The organism is Marinobacter sp. X15-166B, from assembly GCF_001752365.1.
Classification (GTDB): domain Bacteria; phylum Pseudomonadota; class Gammaproteobacteria; order Pseudomonadales; family Oleiphilaceae; genus Marinobacter.
Map to the genome: position 1 here is coordinate 1,866,122 of NZ_MEIY01000001.1, position 15,422 is coordinate 1,881,543.

12 protein-coding genes and 1 tRNA gene are annotated in these 15,422 nt (G+C 56.3%); all 13 read left to right on the forward strand.

The features are described 5' to 3' along the window. Positions 1–48 precede the first annotated feature (48 nt). Positions 49–124, forward strand: a tRNA-Trp gene (locus tag BG841_RS08760). A 33-nt stretch (positions 125–157) separates the two neighbouring features. Continuing rightward, positions 158–526 carry a preprotein translocase subunit SecE gene (gene secE / locus BG841_RS08765; protein WP_070057306.1) on the forward strand — a complete coding sequence of 123 codons (369 nt, stop codon included), beginning with the start codon at positions 158–160 and terminating at the stop codon, positions 524–526. A 12-nt stretch (positions 527–538) separates the two neighbouring features. Beyond that, complete coding sequence (gene nusG, locus BG841_RS08770; RefSeq protein WP_070057307.1) at positions 539–1,072, forward strand: transcription termination/antitermination protein NusG; 534 nt, start codon at positions 539–541, stop codon at positions 1,070–1,072. 101 nt (positions 1,073–1,173) lie between these two features. Next, a complete protein-coding gene (rplK, locus tag BG841_RS08775; protein WP_070057308.1) occupies positions 1,174–1,605 on the forward strand; it encodes a 50S ribosomal protein L11 in 432 nt (143 codons plus the stop codon). Between the two features lies 1 nt (position 1,606). Beyond that, positions 1,607–2,305 carry a 50S ribosomal protein L1 gene (rplA, locus tag BG841_RS08780; protein WP_070057309.1) on the forward strand — a complete coding sequence of 233 codons (699 nt, stop codon included), beginning with the start codon at positions 1,607–1,609 and terminating at the stop codon, positions 2,303–2,305. Between the two features lie 206 nt (positions 2,306–2,511). Further along, positions 2,512–3,042, forward strand: coding sequence for a 50S ribosomal protein L10 (gene rplJ / locus BG841_RS08785; protein ID WP_070057310.1), 531 nt, complete (start codon positions 2,512–2,514; stop codon positions 3,040–3,042). 39 nt (positions 3,043–3,081) lie between these two features. Next, entirely contained in the window at positions 3,082–3,456 is a 375-nt protein-coding gene (gene rplL, locus BG841_RS08790; RefSeq protein WP_070057311.1) for a 50S ribosomal protein L7/L12, read from the forward strand. Between the two features lie 247 nt (positions 3,457–3,703). Next, positions 3,704–7,780 carry a DNA-directed RNA polymerase subunit beta gene (rpoB, locus tag BG841_RS08795; RefSeq protein WP_070058758.1) on the forward strand — a complete coding sequence of 1,359 codons (4,077 nt, stop codon included), beginning with the start codon at positions 3,704–3,706 and terminating at the stop codon, positions 7,778–7,780. A gap of 79 nt (positions 7,781–7,859) precedes the next feature. Next, entirely contained in the window at positions 7,860–12,068 is a 4,209-nt protein-coding gene (gene rpoC, locus BG841_RS08800; protein WP_070057312.1) for a DNA-directed RNA polymerase subunit beta', read from the forward strand. A 148-nt stretch (positions 12,069–12,216) separates the two neighbouring features. Next, complete coding sequence (gene rpsL / locus BG841_RS08805; RefSeq protein ID WP_070058759.1) at positions 12,217–12,591, forward strand: 30S ribosomal protein S12; 375 nt, start codon at positions 12,217–12,219, stop codon at positions 12,589–12,591. Between the two features lie 110 nt (positions 12,592–12,701). Further along, a complete protein-coding gene (gene rpsG / locus BG841_RS08810; RefSeq protein WP_070057313.1) occupies positions 12,702–13,172 on the forward strand; it encodes a 30S ribosomal protein S7 in 471 nt (156 codons plus the stop codon). 18 nt (positions 13,173–13,190) lie between these two features. Next, positions 13,191–15,296 (forward strand): elongation factor G, encoded by a 2,106-nt coding sequence (gene fusA / locus BG841_RS08815; RefSeq protein ID WP_070057314.1) that lies wholly within the window; start codon positions 13,191–13,193, stop codon positions 15,294–15,296. Positions 15,297–15,328: 32 nt separating this feature from the next. Beyond that, positions 15,329–15,422, forward strand: a 94-nt coding sequence (locus tag BG841_RS16475; RefSeq protein ID WP_198929222.1) for a GTP-binding protein, incomplete at its 3' end; no start/stop codon positions are given.

Genomic DNA, 15,422 nt, shown 5'->3' on the forward strand with positions numbered 1-15,422 from the left:
GCGAGAGTAAGCGAGAGTAAGCGAGAGTAAGCGCGAGGTTTTCGGTGCAGGCCAGTAGCTCAATTGGCAGAGCAGCGGTCTCCAAAACCGCAGGTTGGGGGTTCGATTCCCTCCTGGCCTGCCATTTTTTAACATTCGGATAGATAAGTTGATTCCTATGGAGTCAAAAGCTGACAGCTCAGCCAGTCGTTTCGATGTTGTGAAGTGGCTGGTAGTTTTTGTTCTGATTGCCGCTGGTGTAGTGGGTAATCAGTATTTCAATGCCGAGTCATTGCTGTATCGTGTGCTCGCGTTGGTTGCGGTGGCGTTGGTGGCGGGCTTTGTCGCGCTGCAGACGGATCGTGGCCGGCGCTTTGCGATGTTGCTCAAAGAGGCTCGCGTCGAAATTCGAAAGGTTGTATGGCCAACCCGGCCTGAGTTGATTCAAACCACGGTCATTGTGGTCGTGTTTGTGTTGGTGGTCTCGCTTCTTTTGTGGGGTATGGATTCGCTGATCAGCTTGCTGGTGTCCGGTTTTATAGGTTAACAGGAGTGGGCAATGTCTAAGCGCTGGTACGTCATACATGCGTATTCTGGCTTTGAAAAGCATGTGATGCGCACTCTGAAGGAGCGCATAGCGCTTAACGGCATGGAAGACCTGTTCGGCGACATCCTGGTGCCAACGGAAGAAGTCGTTGAGATGCGCGAAGGTAAAAAGCGCAAAAGCGAGCGTAAGTTCTACCCCGGTTACGTGTTGGTGCAAATGGAAATGGCCGACGCAAGCTGGCACCTTGTGAAAAACACGCCCCGTGTTCTTGGTTTCATTGGTGGAACCAAAGAAAAGCCCGCCCCCATTACCGAGCAGGAAGCCCAGGCCATTCTGCAGCGCGTAGAAAGCGGTGTCGACAAGCCCAAGCCCAAGACGTTGTTCGAGCCGGGCGAGGTGGTGCGCGTTATTTCCGGTCCGTTCGCGGACTTTAACGGTGTTGTTGAAGAAGTGGACTACGACAAGAGTCGGGTCAAAGTCGCTGTTCTTATTTTTGGGCGTTCTACTCCGGTTGAGCTGGAGTTTGGGCAGGTCGAGAAAGACTGAGTGGTGACTCTAAACTGAGAGCTCGCGCACATTGAGTGTCGCGGGCTTTTCGTGTCTGAAGCGGGGAGCTGAAAGGCGCTTGTACCCATAGGAGAAAAGCGATGGCGAAGAAAATTGAAGCATATGTGAAGCTTCAGGTTGCTGCCGGCCAGGCCAACCCGAGTCCCCCTGTTGGTCCCGCACTGGGCCAGCGCGGTGTCAATATCATGGAGTTCTGTAAGGCGTTCAACGCCCAGACGCAGGGTATGGAACCCGGTCTGCCGATTCCAACCGTGATTACTGTCTACAGTGACCGCAGTTTTACCTTTGTTACCAAGACCCCTCCTGCGCCCGTACTGCTGAAAAAAGCAGCCGGAGTAAAGGCTGGTTCGGCCCGTCCGAATACCGAGAAGGTTGGTACAGTGACCCGGGCTCAGCTCGAGGAAATTGTTAAGACCAAGGAGCCGGATCTGACCGCCGCCGATCTCGACGCTGCGCTGCGCACCATTGCTGGAACTGCCCGCAGCATGGGCCTGACCGTGGAGGGTCTGTAAGATGTCAAAGTTGAGCAAGCGTAAAAAGCTGATCCAGGAAAAAGTCGATTCGACCCGTGCTTATTCGGTAGATGAGGCCGTGTCGCTGCTGGTAGAGCTGGGGCAGCACGTAAAGTTCAAAGAGTCGATTGACGTAGCCGTTAACCTGGGTGTTGATGCGCGTAAATCTGACCAGGTGGTGCGCAGCAGCACCGTACTTCCACACGGTACTGGCAAGACAGTACGGGTGGCGGTGTTCACACAGGGTGCGAATGCTGAAAAAGCGGTTGCCGCTGGTGCAGATGTCGTCGGTATGGACGATCTCGCGGAAGAAGTTAAAAACGGCAACATGGATTTTGACGTGGTTATCGCCACGCCCGACGCGATGCGCGTTGTCGGTCAGCTGGGTCAGATTCTGGGCCCCCGCGGGCTGATGCCGAACCCGAAGGTGGGCACGGTGACCCCGGACGTGGAAACTGCGGTCAAGAATGCCAAGGCCGGTCAGGTGCGTTACCGCACCGACAAGAACGGCATCATTCATTCCCCGCTGGGCAATGTTGAATTTTCTGCCGAGTCCATCAAGGAAAACCTTGAGGCGCTTGTTGCAGACCTTAAACGGGCCAAGCCGGCATCGTCGAAGGGCGTGTATCTGAAGAAGATCACCCTTTCTTCAACGATGGGGCCTGGTCTTGCTATCGACCAAAGCGGGTTAAACATTTAATCCCCGGAAGTCGATAGTCACTTTGTAGTCTAGGCAGAAGCCGAGGCTGTCAAAGACCGCAGGCCCCCGCGACCTATGGGTCATAAGGGTTAAAGCAACGCCTGCGCAGACGGTGTGAAGACGTTCTCAGAACCCAAACACCGTAAGGCACCCGCAAGGGTAAGATGGGTTTGCTGACTCAGTCAGCGAAATCGAGGAGAAAACCAGTGGCAATTAGACTCGAAGACAAGAAAGCGATCGTCGCTGAAGTCAACGAGACTGCCGGTGGTGCTTTGTCTGTCGTTCTGGCCGATTACCGTGGTGTCACCTCCGGTGACATGACGGCTCTGCGAGCGAAGGCCCGTGCCGAAAATATTCGCCTGAAAGTTATTCGTAACAATCTGGCGAAGCTGGCAATCAAGGGTACCGAGTTCGAGTGCATTCACGAAGCACTGGTAGGACCGACAATCCTGGCGTTCTCAATGGAAGATCCGGGCGCAGCTGCGCGCTTGCTGAAGGATTTCGCCAAAGAGAAAGACGCATTCGAAATCAAAGGTCTTGCAGTCGGCGGTGAGCTGATGGGCGCAGACCAGATCGATCGTCTTGCCAAGCTCCCGACACGTCACCAGGCGCTGACGATGTTGGCAGCGGTGACACAGGCACCAATTACCAAGCTCGCACGTACTTTGAACGAAGTTCCGACCAAAGTTACCCGTGCCGTAGCGGCAGTTCGCGACCAGAAGCAAGAAGCTGCTTGATTCTGTTGAACACCATTTTTTTATATTTCGGAGAAAGTCATGGCTCTGTCTAAAGACGATATTTTGAATGCAATCGCTGAAATGAGCGTAATGGACGTTGTTGCTCTTGTTGAAGCAATGGAAGAGAAGTTCGGTGTGTCAGCAGCTGCCGCTGTTGCCGCTGCTCCTGCTGCCGCTGGCGAAGCCGCTGCTGCTGAAGAGCAAACCGAGTTTGACGTAATTCTGACCGCCGCAGGCGACAAGAAAGTTAACGCGATCAAAGCAGTTCGCGAACTGACTGGCCTGGGTCTGAAAGAAGCCAAAGGTCTGGTTGACGAAGCACCGTCTGCCATCAAAGAAGGCGTCAACAAAGAAGAAGCCGAAGCAGCGAAAGCCAAGCTTGAAGAAGCCGGCGCATCAGTTGAGCTTAAGTAATAGCCCACTGTTGATCGCACCCGTGCTGCACTAAGGCATGGATAGGCTGGTGGCCATGAGCCACCGGCCTTTTTCTGTTGTATATGCTATAGAACTCGCGGTGAACTGATTTCATGGCTGAGGCTTCTATAACCTACAGCCAGAGTCTTGTTCAAGACGGCGCAGTATGCCGAGCAAATCGGCCCCGAAGCAGAATTAATGATTGCTTCTTGATACCAGGTATCAGGTCTAGAGCTGGGGAATGCAGATGACTTACTCCTACACTGAGAAAAAGCGGATTCGCAAAGATTTTAGTAAATTGCCTTCCGTGATGGATGTCCCCTATTTGCTGTCTATTCAGTTAGATTCGTATCGGGACTTCCTGCAAATGGAAGCCGCTGCAGAAGCGCGCCAGGAAACTGGCCTGCACGCAGCATTCAAATCCGTATTCCCGATTGCCAGTTACTCTGGCAATGCGGCGCTCGAATACGTGAGTTACCGTATTGGCGAGCCGGTATTTGATGTCAAGGAATGCCAGCTTCGGGGTGTGACGTACGCAGCACCGCTGCGGGTTAAGGTACGTCTGATTATTTATGATAGAGAATCGTCCAACAAGGCGATTAAAGACATCAAAGAGCAAGAAGTCTACATGGGCGAAATGCCCCTGATGACGGAAAACGGCACCTTCGTCGTTAACGGCACCGAGCGTGTAATTGTTTCTCAGCTCCACCGCTCTCCCGGTGTGTTTTTTGATCACGACAAGGGTAAAACCCACTCGTCGGGCAAGTTGCTCTACTCTGCACGGGTGATCCCTTACCGTGGTTCGTGGCTCGACTTCGAGTTCGACCCCAAGGATTGTGTGTTTGTCCGTATCGACCGTCGCCGTAAATTGCCGGCCACGATCCTGCTGCGGGCGATCGGTTATACCTCCGAGCAAATGCTGGAAATGTTTTTTGATACCAGCAAGTTTGTGATCGGACCTGAAGTATCAAAGCTGGAATTGGTGCCCAGTCGTTTGCGTGGTGATATCGCCACCTTCGATATCAAGGACACCGATGGCAGCGTGATCGTTGAAGAAGGACGCCGGGTCACCGCACGGCACATCCGGCAGTTGGAAAAGTCCGGCATCTCTGAACTGGAAGTGCCGACCGAGTACCTCTATGGCCGGGTTATTGCCCGCGACATGATCGACACCAACACCGGTGAAGTGCTGGTCGAGTGTAATACCGAAATTACCGAAGAGGTAATGGAAACCCTGCTGAATGCCGGTATTACCGAGGTGGAAACCCTGTACACCAATGACCTGGACTGCGGTCCGTTCATGTCTGATACCCTGCGTATCGACCCGACCCGTACGCCGTTTGAGGCGCTGGTCGAAATCTACCGCATGATGCGTCCTGGTGAGCCACCCACCAAAGAGTCCGCCGAGAACCTGTTCAACAACCTGTTCTTCTCGGATGAGCGTTATGACCTGTCGGCGGTTGGCCGGATGAAGCTCAACCGGCGCCTGGCCCGTGAAGAGAGTGTCGGTTCCGGCACCCTGACCAACGAAGACATCATCGATGTGCTGCGCACCTTGATTGATATTCGTAACGGTCACGGTAACGTCGATGACATCGACAACCTGGGCAACCGTCGTATCCGTTCAGTCGGCGAAATGGCCGAAAACCAGTTCCGGGTCGGTCTGGTGCGGGTCGAGCGCGCGGTGCGTGATCGCCTGAGTCTGGCGGAAAGCGAAGGCCTGATGCCGCAGGATCTGATCAACGCCAAACCCGTTGCAGCCGCGGTCAAAGAGTTTTTCGGTTCCAGCCAGTTGTCCCAGTTTATGGACCAGAACAACCCGCTGTCCGAAGTCACCCACAAGCGTCGTGTGTCCGCACTCGGCCCTGGTGGTCTGACCCGTGAGCGGGCCGGCTTTGAGGTGCGGGACGTACACCCCACCCATTACGGCCGGGTGTGCCCCATTGAAACACCGGAAGGTCCGAACATCGGGTTGATCAACTCGTTGGCCACCTATGCCCGCACCAACTCCTACGGCTTCCTTGAGAGTCCGTACTGTAAGGTCGTGGACGGCGTGGTCACCGATGAAGTCCAGTACCTGTCGGCCATTGAAGAGAGCAACTACGTCATCGCTCAGGCGAGCGCGACGGTGGACGAGAACAACCGTCTGATCGACGAGCTGGTCACCGTGCGCCATCAGAACGAAACCACCGTTACGACGCCGGAAAACGTCAACTTCAAGGACGTATCCCCCCGTCAGGTGGTCTCAGTGGCGGCTTCATTGATCCCGTTCCTTGAGCACGATGATGCCAACCGGGCACTGATGGGTGCAAACATGCAGCGTCAGGCGGTCCCCACCTTGCGCGCCGACAAGCCACTGGTTGGTACCGGCGTGGAGCGCATCGTGGCGCAGGACTCCGGGGTGTGCGTCACCGCCAGACGTGGTGGTGTTATCGAGAGTGTGGATGCCGCCCGTATTGTAGTGCGCGTCCATGACGACGAGACCGAAGCCGGTGATGCGGGTGTGGATATCTACAACCTCACCAAGTACACCCGGTCGAACCAGAACACCTGCATCAACCAGCGTTCTATCGTCGAGCAGGGTGATGTGATCGCCCGTGGCGACGTGCTGGCAGACGGGCCGTCTGTGGACTTGGGTGAGCTGGCGCTGGGTCAGAACATGCGTATTGCGTTCATGCCCTGGAACGGTTTCAACTTCGAGGATTCCATCCTGATTTCCGAGAAGGTCGTCGAGGAAGATCGCTTTACCACGATCCATATCCAGGAACTGACCTGTGTTGCCCGTGACACCAAGCTGGGCAGCGAAGAAATCACTGCGGATATTCCCAACGTCGGTGAAAGTGCGCTGGCCAAGCTGGATGAATCCGGAATCGTCTACATCGGTGCCGAAGTTGGCCCCGGCGACATTCTGGTCGGTAAGGTCACGCCGAAAGGTGAAACCCAGCTGACACCGGAGGAAAAGCTGCTGAGAGCGATCTTCGGCGAAAAGGCGTCCGACGTAAAAGACACCTCGTCCCGCGTATCGACCGGCACATACGGCACGGTTATTGACGTGCAGGTCTTTACCCGCGATGGTATTGAAAAGGACCAGCGGGCCCTGGCCATTGAAAAAGAACAGTTGGACCAGTACCGCAAAGACCTCAAAGACGAGTACCGCATTGTTGAAGGTGCGACCTTTGAGCGACTGATGAGCGCGCTCAAGGGCAAGACGGTGGTCAGCGGTCCGGGCCTGAAAAAGGGCGCCAAGCTGGAAGCAAGCTATCTGGCCGAACTGCCCCGTGCCGATTGGTTCAGATTGCGTCTTGAAGATGAAACGCTGAACGAACTGCTGGAGAAATCCGAGCAGGCTCTGGAAGACCGCAAGAAAGAGCACGAAGAGCGGTTTGATGACAAGCGGGGCAAGTTGCAGCAAGGCGACGATCTGGCGCCGGGCGTGCTCAAGATCGTCAAGGTGTACCTGGCGATCAAGCGTCGCATCCAGCCGGGTGATAAAATGGCCGGGCGTCACGGTAACAAAGGGGTTATCTCCGCCGTTATGCCGGTCGAAGACATGCCTTACGATGACGCCGGAAACCCGGTCGATGTGGTCTTGAACCCGCTGGGGGTGCCTTCCCGTATGAACGTGGGGCAGGTGCTGGAGACTCACCTGGGTGCGGCAGCCAAGGGACTGGGGCACAAGATCAATGGCATGCTGGAAGAGCAGCGCAAAATCGGCGAGCTGCGCGAGTTGCTGGGCCAGATTTACAACCACAGCGATGAGGTTGCGCACGAAAATCTGGACAGCCTGAGCGACGCCGAAGTGCTTGAGCTGGCCGACAACCTGCGTGCAGGTGTGCCCATGGCGACCGCCGTCTTTGACGGTGCCGAGGAAGCCGAGGTCAAGCGCATGCTGGAACTCGCCGACATGGATCCCAGTGGCCAGATCACCCTGTACGATGGCCGTACCGGTAACAAATTTGATCGTCCGGTCACGGTGGGCTACATGTATATGCTGAAGCTCAACCACCTGGTTGATGACAAGATGCACGCCCGTTCGACCGGCTCCTACAGCCTTGTGACCCAGCAGCCGCTGGGAGGTAAGGCACAGTTTGGTGGGCAGCGGTTCGGTGAGATGGAAGTGTGGGCCCTGGAAGCCTACGGGGCCGCCTATACACTTCAGGAAATGCTCACCGTGAAATCTGACGATGTAAACGGCCGGACCAAAATGTACAAGAACATTGTCGATGGTGATCATCGCATGGAGCCAGGTATGCCTGAGTCCTTCAACGTTCTCGTCAAGGAAATCCGTTCGTTGGGTATCGACATCGAACTGGAATCTGATTGAGCCGAATCGTTTTTTTGGCAGCGTGAGCGGGTGCCGACAGGTGCCCGCCCGAGATTAACGCCATCCGGAGCCGTTACTGATGAAAGATTTACTGAATCTTCTCAAGACCCAGAACCAGAAGCAGGACTTTGACGCCATCCGCATCGGACTGGCTTCACCTGACATGATTCGCTCATGGTCTTTTGGCGAAGTTAAGAAACCTGAAACCATCAACTACCGTACGTTCAAGCCCGAGCGTGACGGACTTTTTTGTGCCAAAATTTTCGGCCCAATCAAGGATTACGAGTGCCTGTGCGGCAAGTACAAGCGTCTGAAGCATCGCGGGGTCATCTGTGAGAAGTGCGGTGTTGAAGTAGCGCTGGCGAATGTCCGCCGTGACCGCATGGGGCACATTGAGCTGGCCAGCCCGGTCGCTCACATCTGGTTCCTCAAGTCATTGCCCTCCCGTATCGGCATGATGCTCGACATGACCCTGCGCGACATCGAGCGGGTGCTGTACTTCGAGTCGTTCATCGTGATCGAGCCTGGCATGACCATGCTGGAACGCGGTCAGTTGCTCAATGACGAACAATACTACGAAGCCCTGGAAGAGTTCGGCGACGAGTTCGACGCCCGTATGGGCGCCGAGGCCATCAAGGCGTTGCTGGAAGACATCGATCTGCAGGCCGAAGTGGACACCCTGCGGGAGGAAATTCCGCAGACCAACTCCGAGACCCGGCTGAAGAAGTACCGCCAGCGCCTGAAAATTCTCGAGGCGTTCATCAACTCCGGTAACCGTCCGGGCGATATGGTGATGACCGTATTGCCGGTACTGCCGCCGGATCTGCGCCCGCTGGTTCCGCTGGACGGCGGTCGTTTTGCAACCTCGGATCTGAACGATCTGTATCGCCGGGTGATCAACCGGAACAACCGGCTCAAGCGTCTGCTGGAGCTGAATGCCCCGGACATCATCGTGCGCAACGAAAAGCGCATGTTGCAGGAGGCGGTCGACGCCCTGCTGGACAACGGTCGTCGCGGTCGTGCGATCACCGGTACCAACAAGCGCCCGCTGAAATCCCTGGCTGACATGATCAAGGGTAAGCAGGGTCGTTTCCGTCAGAACCTGCTGGGTAAGCGGGTGGATTACTCCGGTCGTTCGGTCATCGTCGTGGGCCCGTCGCTGCGTCTGCACCAGTGCGGTCTGCCCAAGAAGATGGCGCTGGAATTGTTCAAGCCGTTTATCTTCTCGAAGCTCGAGCACCGTGGTCTGGCGACGACGATCAAGGCCGCCAAAAAAATGGTCGAGCGCGAAGAAGCGGTGGTGTGGGACATTCTCGATGAAGTGATCCGGGAACACCCGATCATGCTGAACCGCGCCCCGACCCTGCACCGTTTGGGCATCCAGGCGTTCGAACCGGTCCTGATTGAGGGCAAGGCGATCCAGTTGCACCCGTTGGTTTGTGCGGCCTATAACGCCGACTTTGACGGTGACCAGATGGCGGTACACGTGCCGTTGACCATCGAAGCCCAGCTCGAAGCGCGGGCGCTGATGATGTCCACCAACAACGTGCTGTCGCCGGCCAACGGTGAGCCGATCATCGTACCCTCCCAGGACGTGGTGTTGGGCTTGTACTACATGACCCGTGAGCGCAAAAGTGCGCTGGGCGAAGGCATGGTGTTCGCCGATATCGAAGAAGTGCACCGGGCTTACGGTGCCGGCAAGGTGGATTTGCAGGCCAAAATCAAAGTCCGTGTGAAAGAAGTCTCGGTGAACGAGGCCGGTGAAAAGGTTGAGACCCTGACCCTGACCGACACCACGGTAGGTCGTGCCTTGTTGTCCGAGATCGTGCCCGACGGCATGCCGTTTGACATTGTTAACCGGCCGATGGTGAAAAAGGCCATCTCCAACCTGATCAACGTGTGCTACCGCACGGTAGGCCTGAAAGAATCGGTTATCTTTGCTGACCAGCTGATGTACACCGGTTTTCATTACGCCACCGTATCGGGCACCTCGATCGGTGTGAACGACTTTGTGATTCCTCCCGAAAAGTACCAGATGGTCGAAGCGGCGGAAGACGAAGTCAAGGAAATCGAGGCCCAGTACTCGTCCGGTCTGCTGACCCAGGGGGAGAAGTACAACAAGGTTATCGATATCTGGTCTCGCGCCAACGACAAGGTCTCCAAGGCCATGATGGAGCGCCTGTCCAAGGAGCCCGTTTATGACGCCGAGGGCAATCCGGTCAAGGGCGAGGATGGCGAGGAGCTGACCCAGGAATCCTTCAACTCGGTGTACATGATGGCGGATTCCGGTGCACGGGGTTCGGCTGCCCAGATTCGCCAGTTGGCGGGGATGCGTGGCCTGATGGCGAAGCCGGATGGCTCCATCATCGAAACGCCGATTACTGCCAACTTCCGGGAAGGACTGAACGTACTGCAGTACTTTATCTCCACCCACGGCGCCCGTAAGGGTCTGGCGGATACCGCACTGAAAACGGCCAACTCCGGGTATCTGACCCGCCGGCTGGTTGACGTGTCCCAGGATCTGGTTGTTACGGAAGTTGACTGTGGCACCGATGAAGGTCTGCTGATGACGCCGCACATCGAGGGTGGTGACGTAGTTGTGCCTCTGGGTGACCGGGTGCTCGGACGGGTGACTGCCCGTGACGTGTTCACGCCCACCGACAAGGACAACGCCGTGGTTGCGGCCGGTACCCTGCTGGACGAAAAGACCATCGAAATGGTCGAGCGTTCCGGTGTGGACGAAATCTGGGTACGCTCGGCCATCACCTGTGCCACCAAGCACGGGGTGTGTTCGAACTGCTACGGACGTGACCTGGCCCGGGGCCACCTGGTGAACGTGGGTGAGGCTGTGGGTGTTATCGCTGCACAGTCCATCGGTGAGCCGGGTACTCAGCTGACCATGCGTACGTTCCACATCGGTGGCGCGGCCAGCCGGGCGTCGGCGGTCGACAATATCGAAGTGAAACACGGTGGTACCGTGCGCCTGCACAACCTCAAGTCCATCGAGAAGAGCGATGGGACGCTGGTGGTGGTATCCCGGTCGTCCGCACTGGCGGTGGCCGATGAGCAGGGCCGGGAGCGGGAGTGGTACAAGCTGCCTTACGGTGCGGTGCTGTCGGTCAAGACCGGTGATGTGGTCGAAGCCGGCGTAGCGGTAGCCAAGTGGGATCCGCACACCCGTCCGATTGTGGCCGAAGCCGCAGGTACGGCCAAGTTTGTAGGTATGGACCAGGGCATTACTGTCCGTACCCAGACCGACGAACTGACCGGGCTGTCCACCATTCAGGTGATTGACCCGAAAGAGCGTCCGGCGGCGGGTAAAGACATCCGGCCGATGGTTCAGCTGTTTGACGCCCAGGGCGAGGAAGCGGTACTGCCAGGCGGTGCACCGGCCCAGTATTTCCTGCCGGCCAACGCCATGATCATGGTGACCGACGGTGGCCAGGTCGAATTGGGTGATGTGGTGGCCCGTATACCACAGGAAAGCTCGAAGACCCGGGATATCACCGGGGGTCTGCCGCGGGTTGCTGATCTGTTTGAGGCCCGTCGCCCCAAAGAGCCGTCGATCCTTGCCGAGATCAGTGGTGTGATCTCCTTTGGTAAGGAAACCAAGAGCAAGAAACGTCTGGTGATCACCCCGCAAGACGGTGATCCGTACGAGGTGCTGATCCACAAGTGGCGCCAGATGACCGTGTTCGAAGGTGAGACGGTGGAGAAGGGTGAGGTGGTTTCCGATGGGCCGTCCAACCCCCACGATATCCTGCGACTGCTGGGTGTGGTGGAGCTGGCGAAGTACATCACCAACGAAATCCAGGACGTATACCGTCTGCAGGGCGTTGTGATCAACGACAAGCACATCGAGGTGATTGTTCGCCAGATGCTGCGCAAGGTGGAAATCACCCATCCGGGCGATACCGATCTGTTGACCGGTGAGCAGGTGGAGTACAACCAGTTCATTGAAGCCAACGAAGCGGCCATTGCAGCGGACAAGGAACCGGCACGGTGCGAGCGTTTGTTGCTGGGTATCACCAAGGCGTCCCTGGCGACCGAGTCGTTTATCTCCGCCGCGTCCTTCCAGGAGACCACCCGGGTGCTGACCGAAGGTGCGGTGACCGGCAAGCGTGATTACCTGCGCGGCCTGAAAGAAAACGTCGTTGTGGGCCGACTGATTCCGGCCGGTACCGGTCTGGCGTATCATAACGAGCGCCGCCGCAAGCGTGAGCTGGAAGAGCAGGGCGTTACTGCGGAAGATGTAGCACAGGCGCTGAGCGCTGAGCTCAACCGCTGATCAATGTCGGGGTTATTACTACCCCGGCGTTGGTTAAAAAGAAATCAGTCTTCTTGACTGACAAGGGGCGCAGGATTAAACTTGCGTCCCTTAAATTTTGCCCCTTGGGGCAAGTTTCAATGATCCAGATTTTTTGGAGATTGCTTACATGGCAACGATTAATCAGTTGGTACGTAAGCCTCGTAAACGTAAAGTGGCAAAAAGCGACGTTCCGGCGCTGCAAAGCTGCCCTCAGCGTCGGGGTGTGTGCACTCGTGTATACACCACTACGCCGAAGAAGCCGAACTCCGCACTCCGTAAGGTGTGCCGGGTACGACTGACTAACGGTTTCGAGGTATCATCATACATCGGTGGTGAAGGTCACAACCTTCAGGAGCACAGTGTTGTGCTGATCCGTGGCGGTCGAGTAAAAGACCTTCCGGGTGTGCGCTATCACACTGTTCGCGGAACACTGGACACCCAGGGTGTACAGAACCGTAAGCAGGGCCGCTCCAAGTACGGTGCAAAACGACCCAAGTCCTGACGTTTATAGCGGTGTCTTTTATCGTGGCCATATGCACGATAAGAGTAAGGCTGAGTGGCAGAGGCCATCTCAGGGGTTCCTGAAGACCTTTTACAGATAAGGGCTTATCGATGCCTAGAAGAAGAGTTGTAGCTAAACGGGATATTATTCCCGATCCAAAATTCGGCAGTGCACGGCTGGCCAAGTTCATCAACCACGTGATGGAAAGCGGCAAGAAATCCGTAGCTGAGCGCATTGTTTATGGCGCCCTCGAAATCGTTGCCGAAAAGTCGAAAGAAGAGCCGATCGACATGTTCGAAAAGGCCCTGGAAAACATCCAGCCCATGGTTGAGGTCAAGTCCCGCCGTGTGGGTGGTGCGACCTATCAGGTGCCGGTAGAAGTACGGCCTTCCCGTCAGCACGCGCTGGCGATGCGTTGGCTCGTTGAATTCTCGCGGAAGCGTGGTGAAAAATCCATGGCTCAGCGCCTGGCAGGAGAAATCCTGGATGCCGCAGACAGCAAGGGCGCTGCGGTTAGGAAACGCGAAGACGTTCATCGCATGGCAGAAGCTAACAAGGCTTTCTCTCACTTCCGTTTCTAAACAGCTGAGGTTTACACAGTGGCACGCAAAACACCAATCAAGCGATATAGAAACATCGGCATTTGTGCGCACGTTGATGCGGGCAAAACCACCACGACCGAGCGTATTCTTTACTATACGGGTCGTAGCCATAAAATGGGCGAAACTCACGACGGCGCGTCTACGACTGACTGGATGGAGCAGGAGCAGGAGCGTGGTATTACCATCACCTCTGCGGCTGTAACGACCTTCTGGCAGGGTATGGACAAGCAGTTTGACGAGCACCGCATTAACGTCATCGACACCCCGGGTCACGTTGACTTCACCATCGAGGTAGAGCGTTCCCTGCGCGTACTGGACGGTGCGGTCATGGTTTTCTGTGGCGCTTCCGGTGTTGAACCGCAGTCAGAAACCGTCTGGCGTCAGGCCAACAAATACGAAGTGCCCCGTCTGGTTTTCGTCAACAAGCTGGACCGCTCCGGCGCGGATTTCCTGCGGGTAGTGAATCAGATTAAAGACCGTCTCGGTTCAACTCCGGTTCCTCTGCAGTTGCCGATTGGCGCGGAAGAGAACTTCAAGGGCATTGTCGATCTGCTGCGCATGAAGGCGATCTACTGGCACGAAGAAGACATGGGGATGACCTACGAACAGGCTGATATCCCTGCGGAGATGGCTGACGAAGTCGCCAAATACCGTGAGCAGTTGGTCGAGTCTGCGGCCGAAGCCAGCGAAGAGCTGATGGACAAGTATCTCGAAGAGGGCGAACTGACCCTGGAAGAGATCAAGCAAGGCCTCCGCGCGCGCACCATTGCCAACGAGATTGTCCTGGCATGCTGTGGCTCTGCGTTCAAGAACAAGGGCGTGCAAGCGGTTCTGGATGCGGTCATCGAGTTCCTGCCGGCGCCTGACGAAATCAAGGCGATTCGCGGTGAAGTGGGTGACGACGGTGAAGAAGAAACCCGTCCCGCCGACGACAACGCACCCTTTGCGGCGCTGGCGTTTAAAGTCGCCACCGACCCGTTTGTGGGTACGCTGACCTTCTTCCGGGTGTATTCCGGTAAGCTGGAGTCCGGTACTGCGGTACTGAACTCGGCCAAGGGCAAGCGTGAGCGCGTTGGTCGTATGGTGCAGATGCACGCCAACGACCGGGAAGAGATCAAAGAAGTATTGGCGGGCGACATCGCTGCAGCCATTGGTCTGAAAAACGTCACCACTGGTGACACGCTGTGTGCGGAAAGTGCTCCGATCATTCTGGAGCGGATGGAATTCCCCGAGCCGGTTATCTCTGTCGCGGTTGAGCCCAACTCAAAGGCCGACCAGGAGAAAATGGGCGTTGCCCTCGGTAAGCTGGCCCAGGAAGATCCGTCTTTCCGTGTGAACACCGACGAAGAGACCGGTCAGACCATCATCTCTGGTATGGGTGAGCTGCACCTGGACGTACTGGTCGACCGTATGCGTCGTGAGTTCAAGGTTGAGGCGAATATCGGTAAGCCCCAGGTGGCCTACCGTGAGTGCATCCGCCAGGCGGTGGATGTGGAAGGTAAGTTTGTTCGTCAGTCTGGTGGTCGTGGTCAGTACGGGCACGTTAAGGTCAAGCTGGAGCCGCTGCCGCTGGACGTAGAAGGTGGTGAAAACTTCATCTTCGAAAACGAGATTGTGGGTGGTGCGATTCCCAAGGAGTACATCCCTGCAGTCCAGCAAGGTATCGTGGAGCAGATGCAAAACGGCTGTCTGGCCGGTTATCCGCTTCTTGGTGTCAAGGCAACCCTGTATGACGGTTCCTACCACGATGTGGACTCCAACGAACTGGCGTTCAAAATCGCGGGTTCCATGGCCATGAAGAAAGGTGCCCTGGAAGCGAACCCGGCTCTGTTGGAGCCGATCATGAGTGTAGAGGTTGTCACGCCCGAAGACTACATGGGTGATGTAGTCGGTGATCTGAACCGTCGTCGTGGCCTGATTCAGGGCATGGAAGACAGTGTTGCAGGCAAAGTTGTTCGGGCTGAAGTTCCGTTGTCGGAAATGTTTGGTTATGCCACGGACCTGCGCTCTGCGACTCAGGGGCGGGCATCCTATGCGATGGAGTTCTCCCGTTATTCGGAAGCACCGTCCAACATAGCCGAAGCGATCATTAAAAAGGGTTGATCCCAGACTTAGTAAGAGGAAGAGGTGTAACCGTGTCTAAATCAAAGTTTGAACGTAGCAAACCCCACCTGAACGTGGGCACCATCGGTCACGTTGACCATGGTAAGACAACCCTGACCGCTGCCC

Excerpts from the sequence above, each read along its gene's own strand:
- secE (WP_070057306.1), top strand. The coding sequence starts at position 158 with ATGGAGTCAAAAGCTGACAGCTCAGCCAGTCGTTTCGATGTTGTGAAG.
- nusG (WP_070057307.1), top strand. The coding sequence starts at position 539 with ATGTCTAAGCGCTGGTACGTCATACATGCGTATTCTGGCTTTGAAAAG.
- rplK (WP_070057308.1), top strand. The coding sequence starts at position 1,174 with ATGGCGAAGAAAATTGAAGCATATGTGAAGCTTCAGGTTGCTGCCGGC.
- rplA (WP_070057309.1), top strand. The coding sequence starts at position 1,607 with ATGTCAAAGTTGAGCAAGCGTAAAAAGCTGATCCAGGAAAAAGTCGAT.
- rplL (WP_070057311.1), top strand. The coding sequence starts at position 3,082 with ATGGCTCTGTCTAAAGACGATATTTTGAATGCAATCGCTGAAATGAGC.
- rpoB (WP_070058758.1), top strand. The coding sequence starts at position 3,704 with ATGACTTACTCCTACACTGAGAAAAAGCGGATTCGCAAAGATTTTAGT.
- rpoC (WP_070057312.1), top strand. The coding sequence starts at position 7,860 with ATGAAAGATTTACTGAATCTTCTCAAGACCCAGAACCAGAAGCAGGAC.
- rpsL (WP_070058759.1), top strand. The coding sequence starts at position 12,217 with ATGGCAACGATTAATCAGTTGGTACGTAAGCCTCGTAAACGTAAAGTG.
- rpsG (WP_070057313.1), top strand. The coding sequence starts at position 12,702 with ATGCCTAGAAGAAGAGTTGTAGCTAAACGGGATATTATTCCCGATCCA.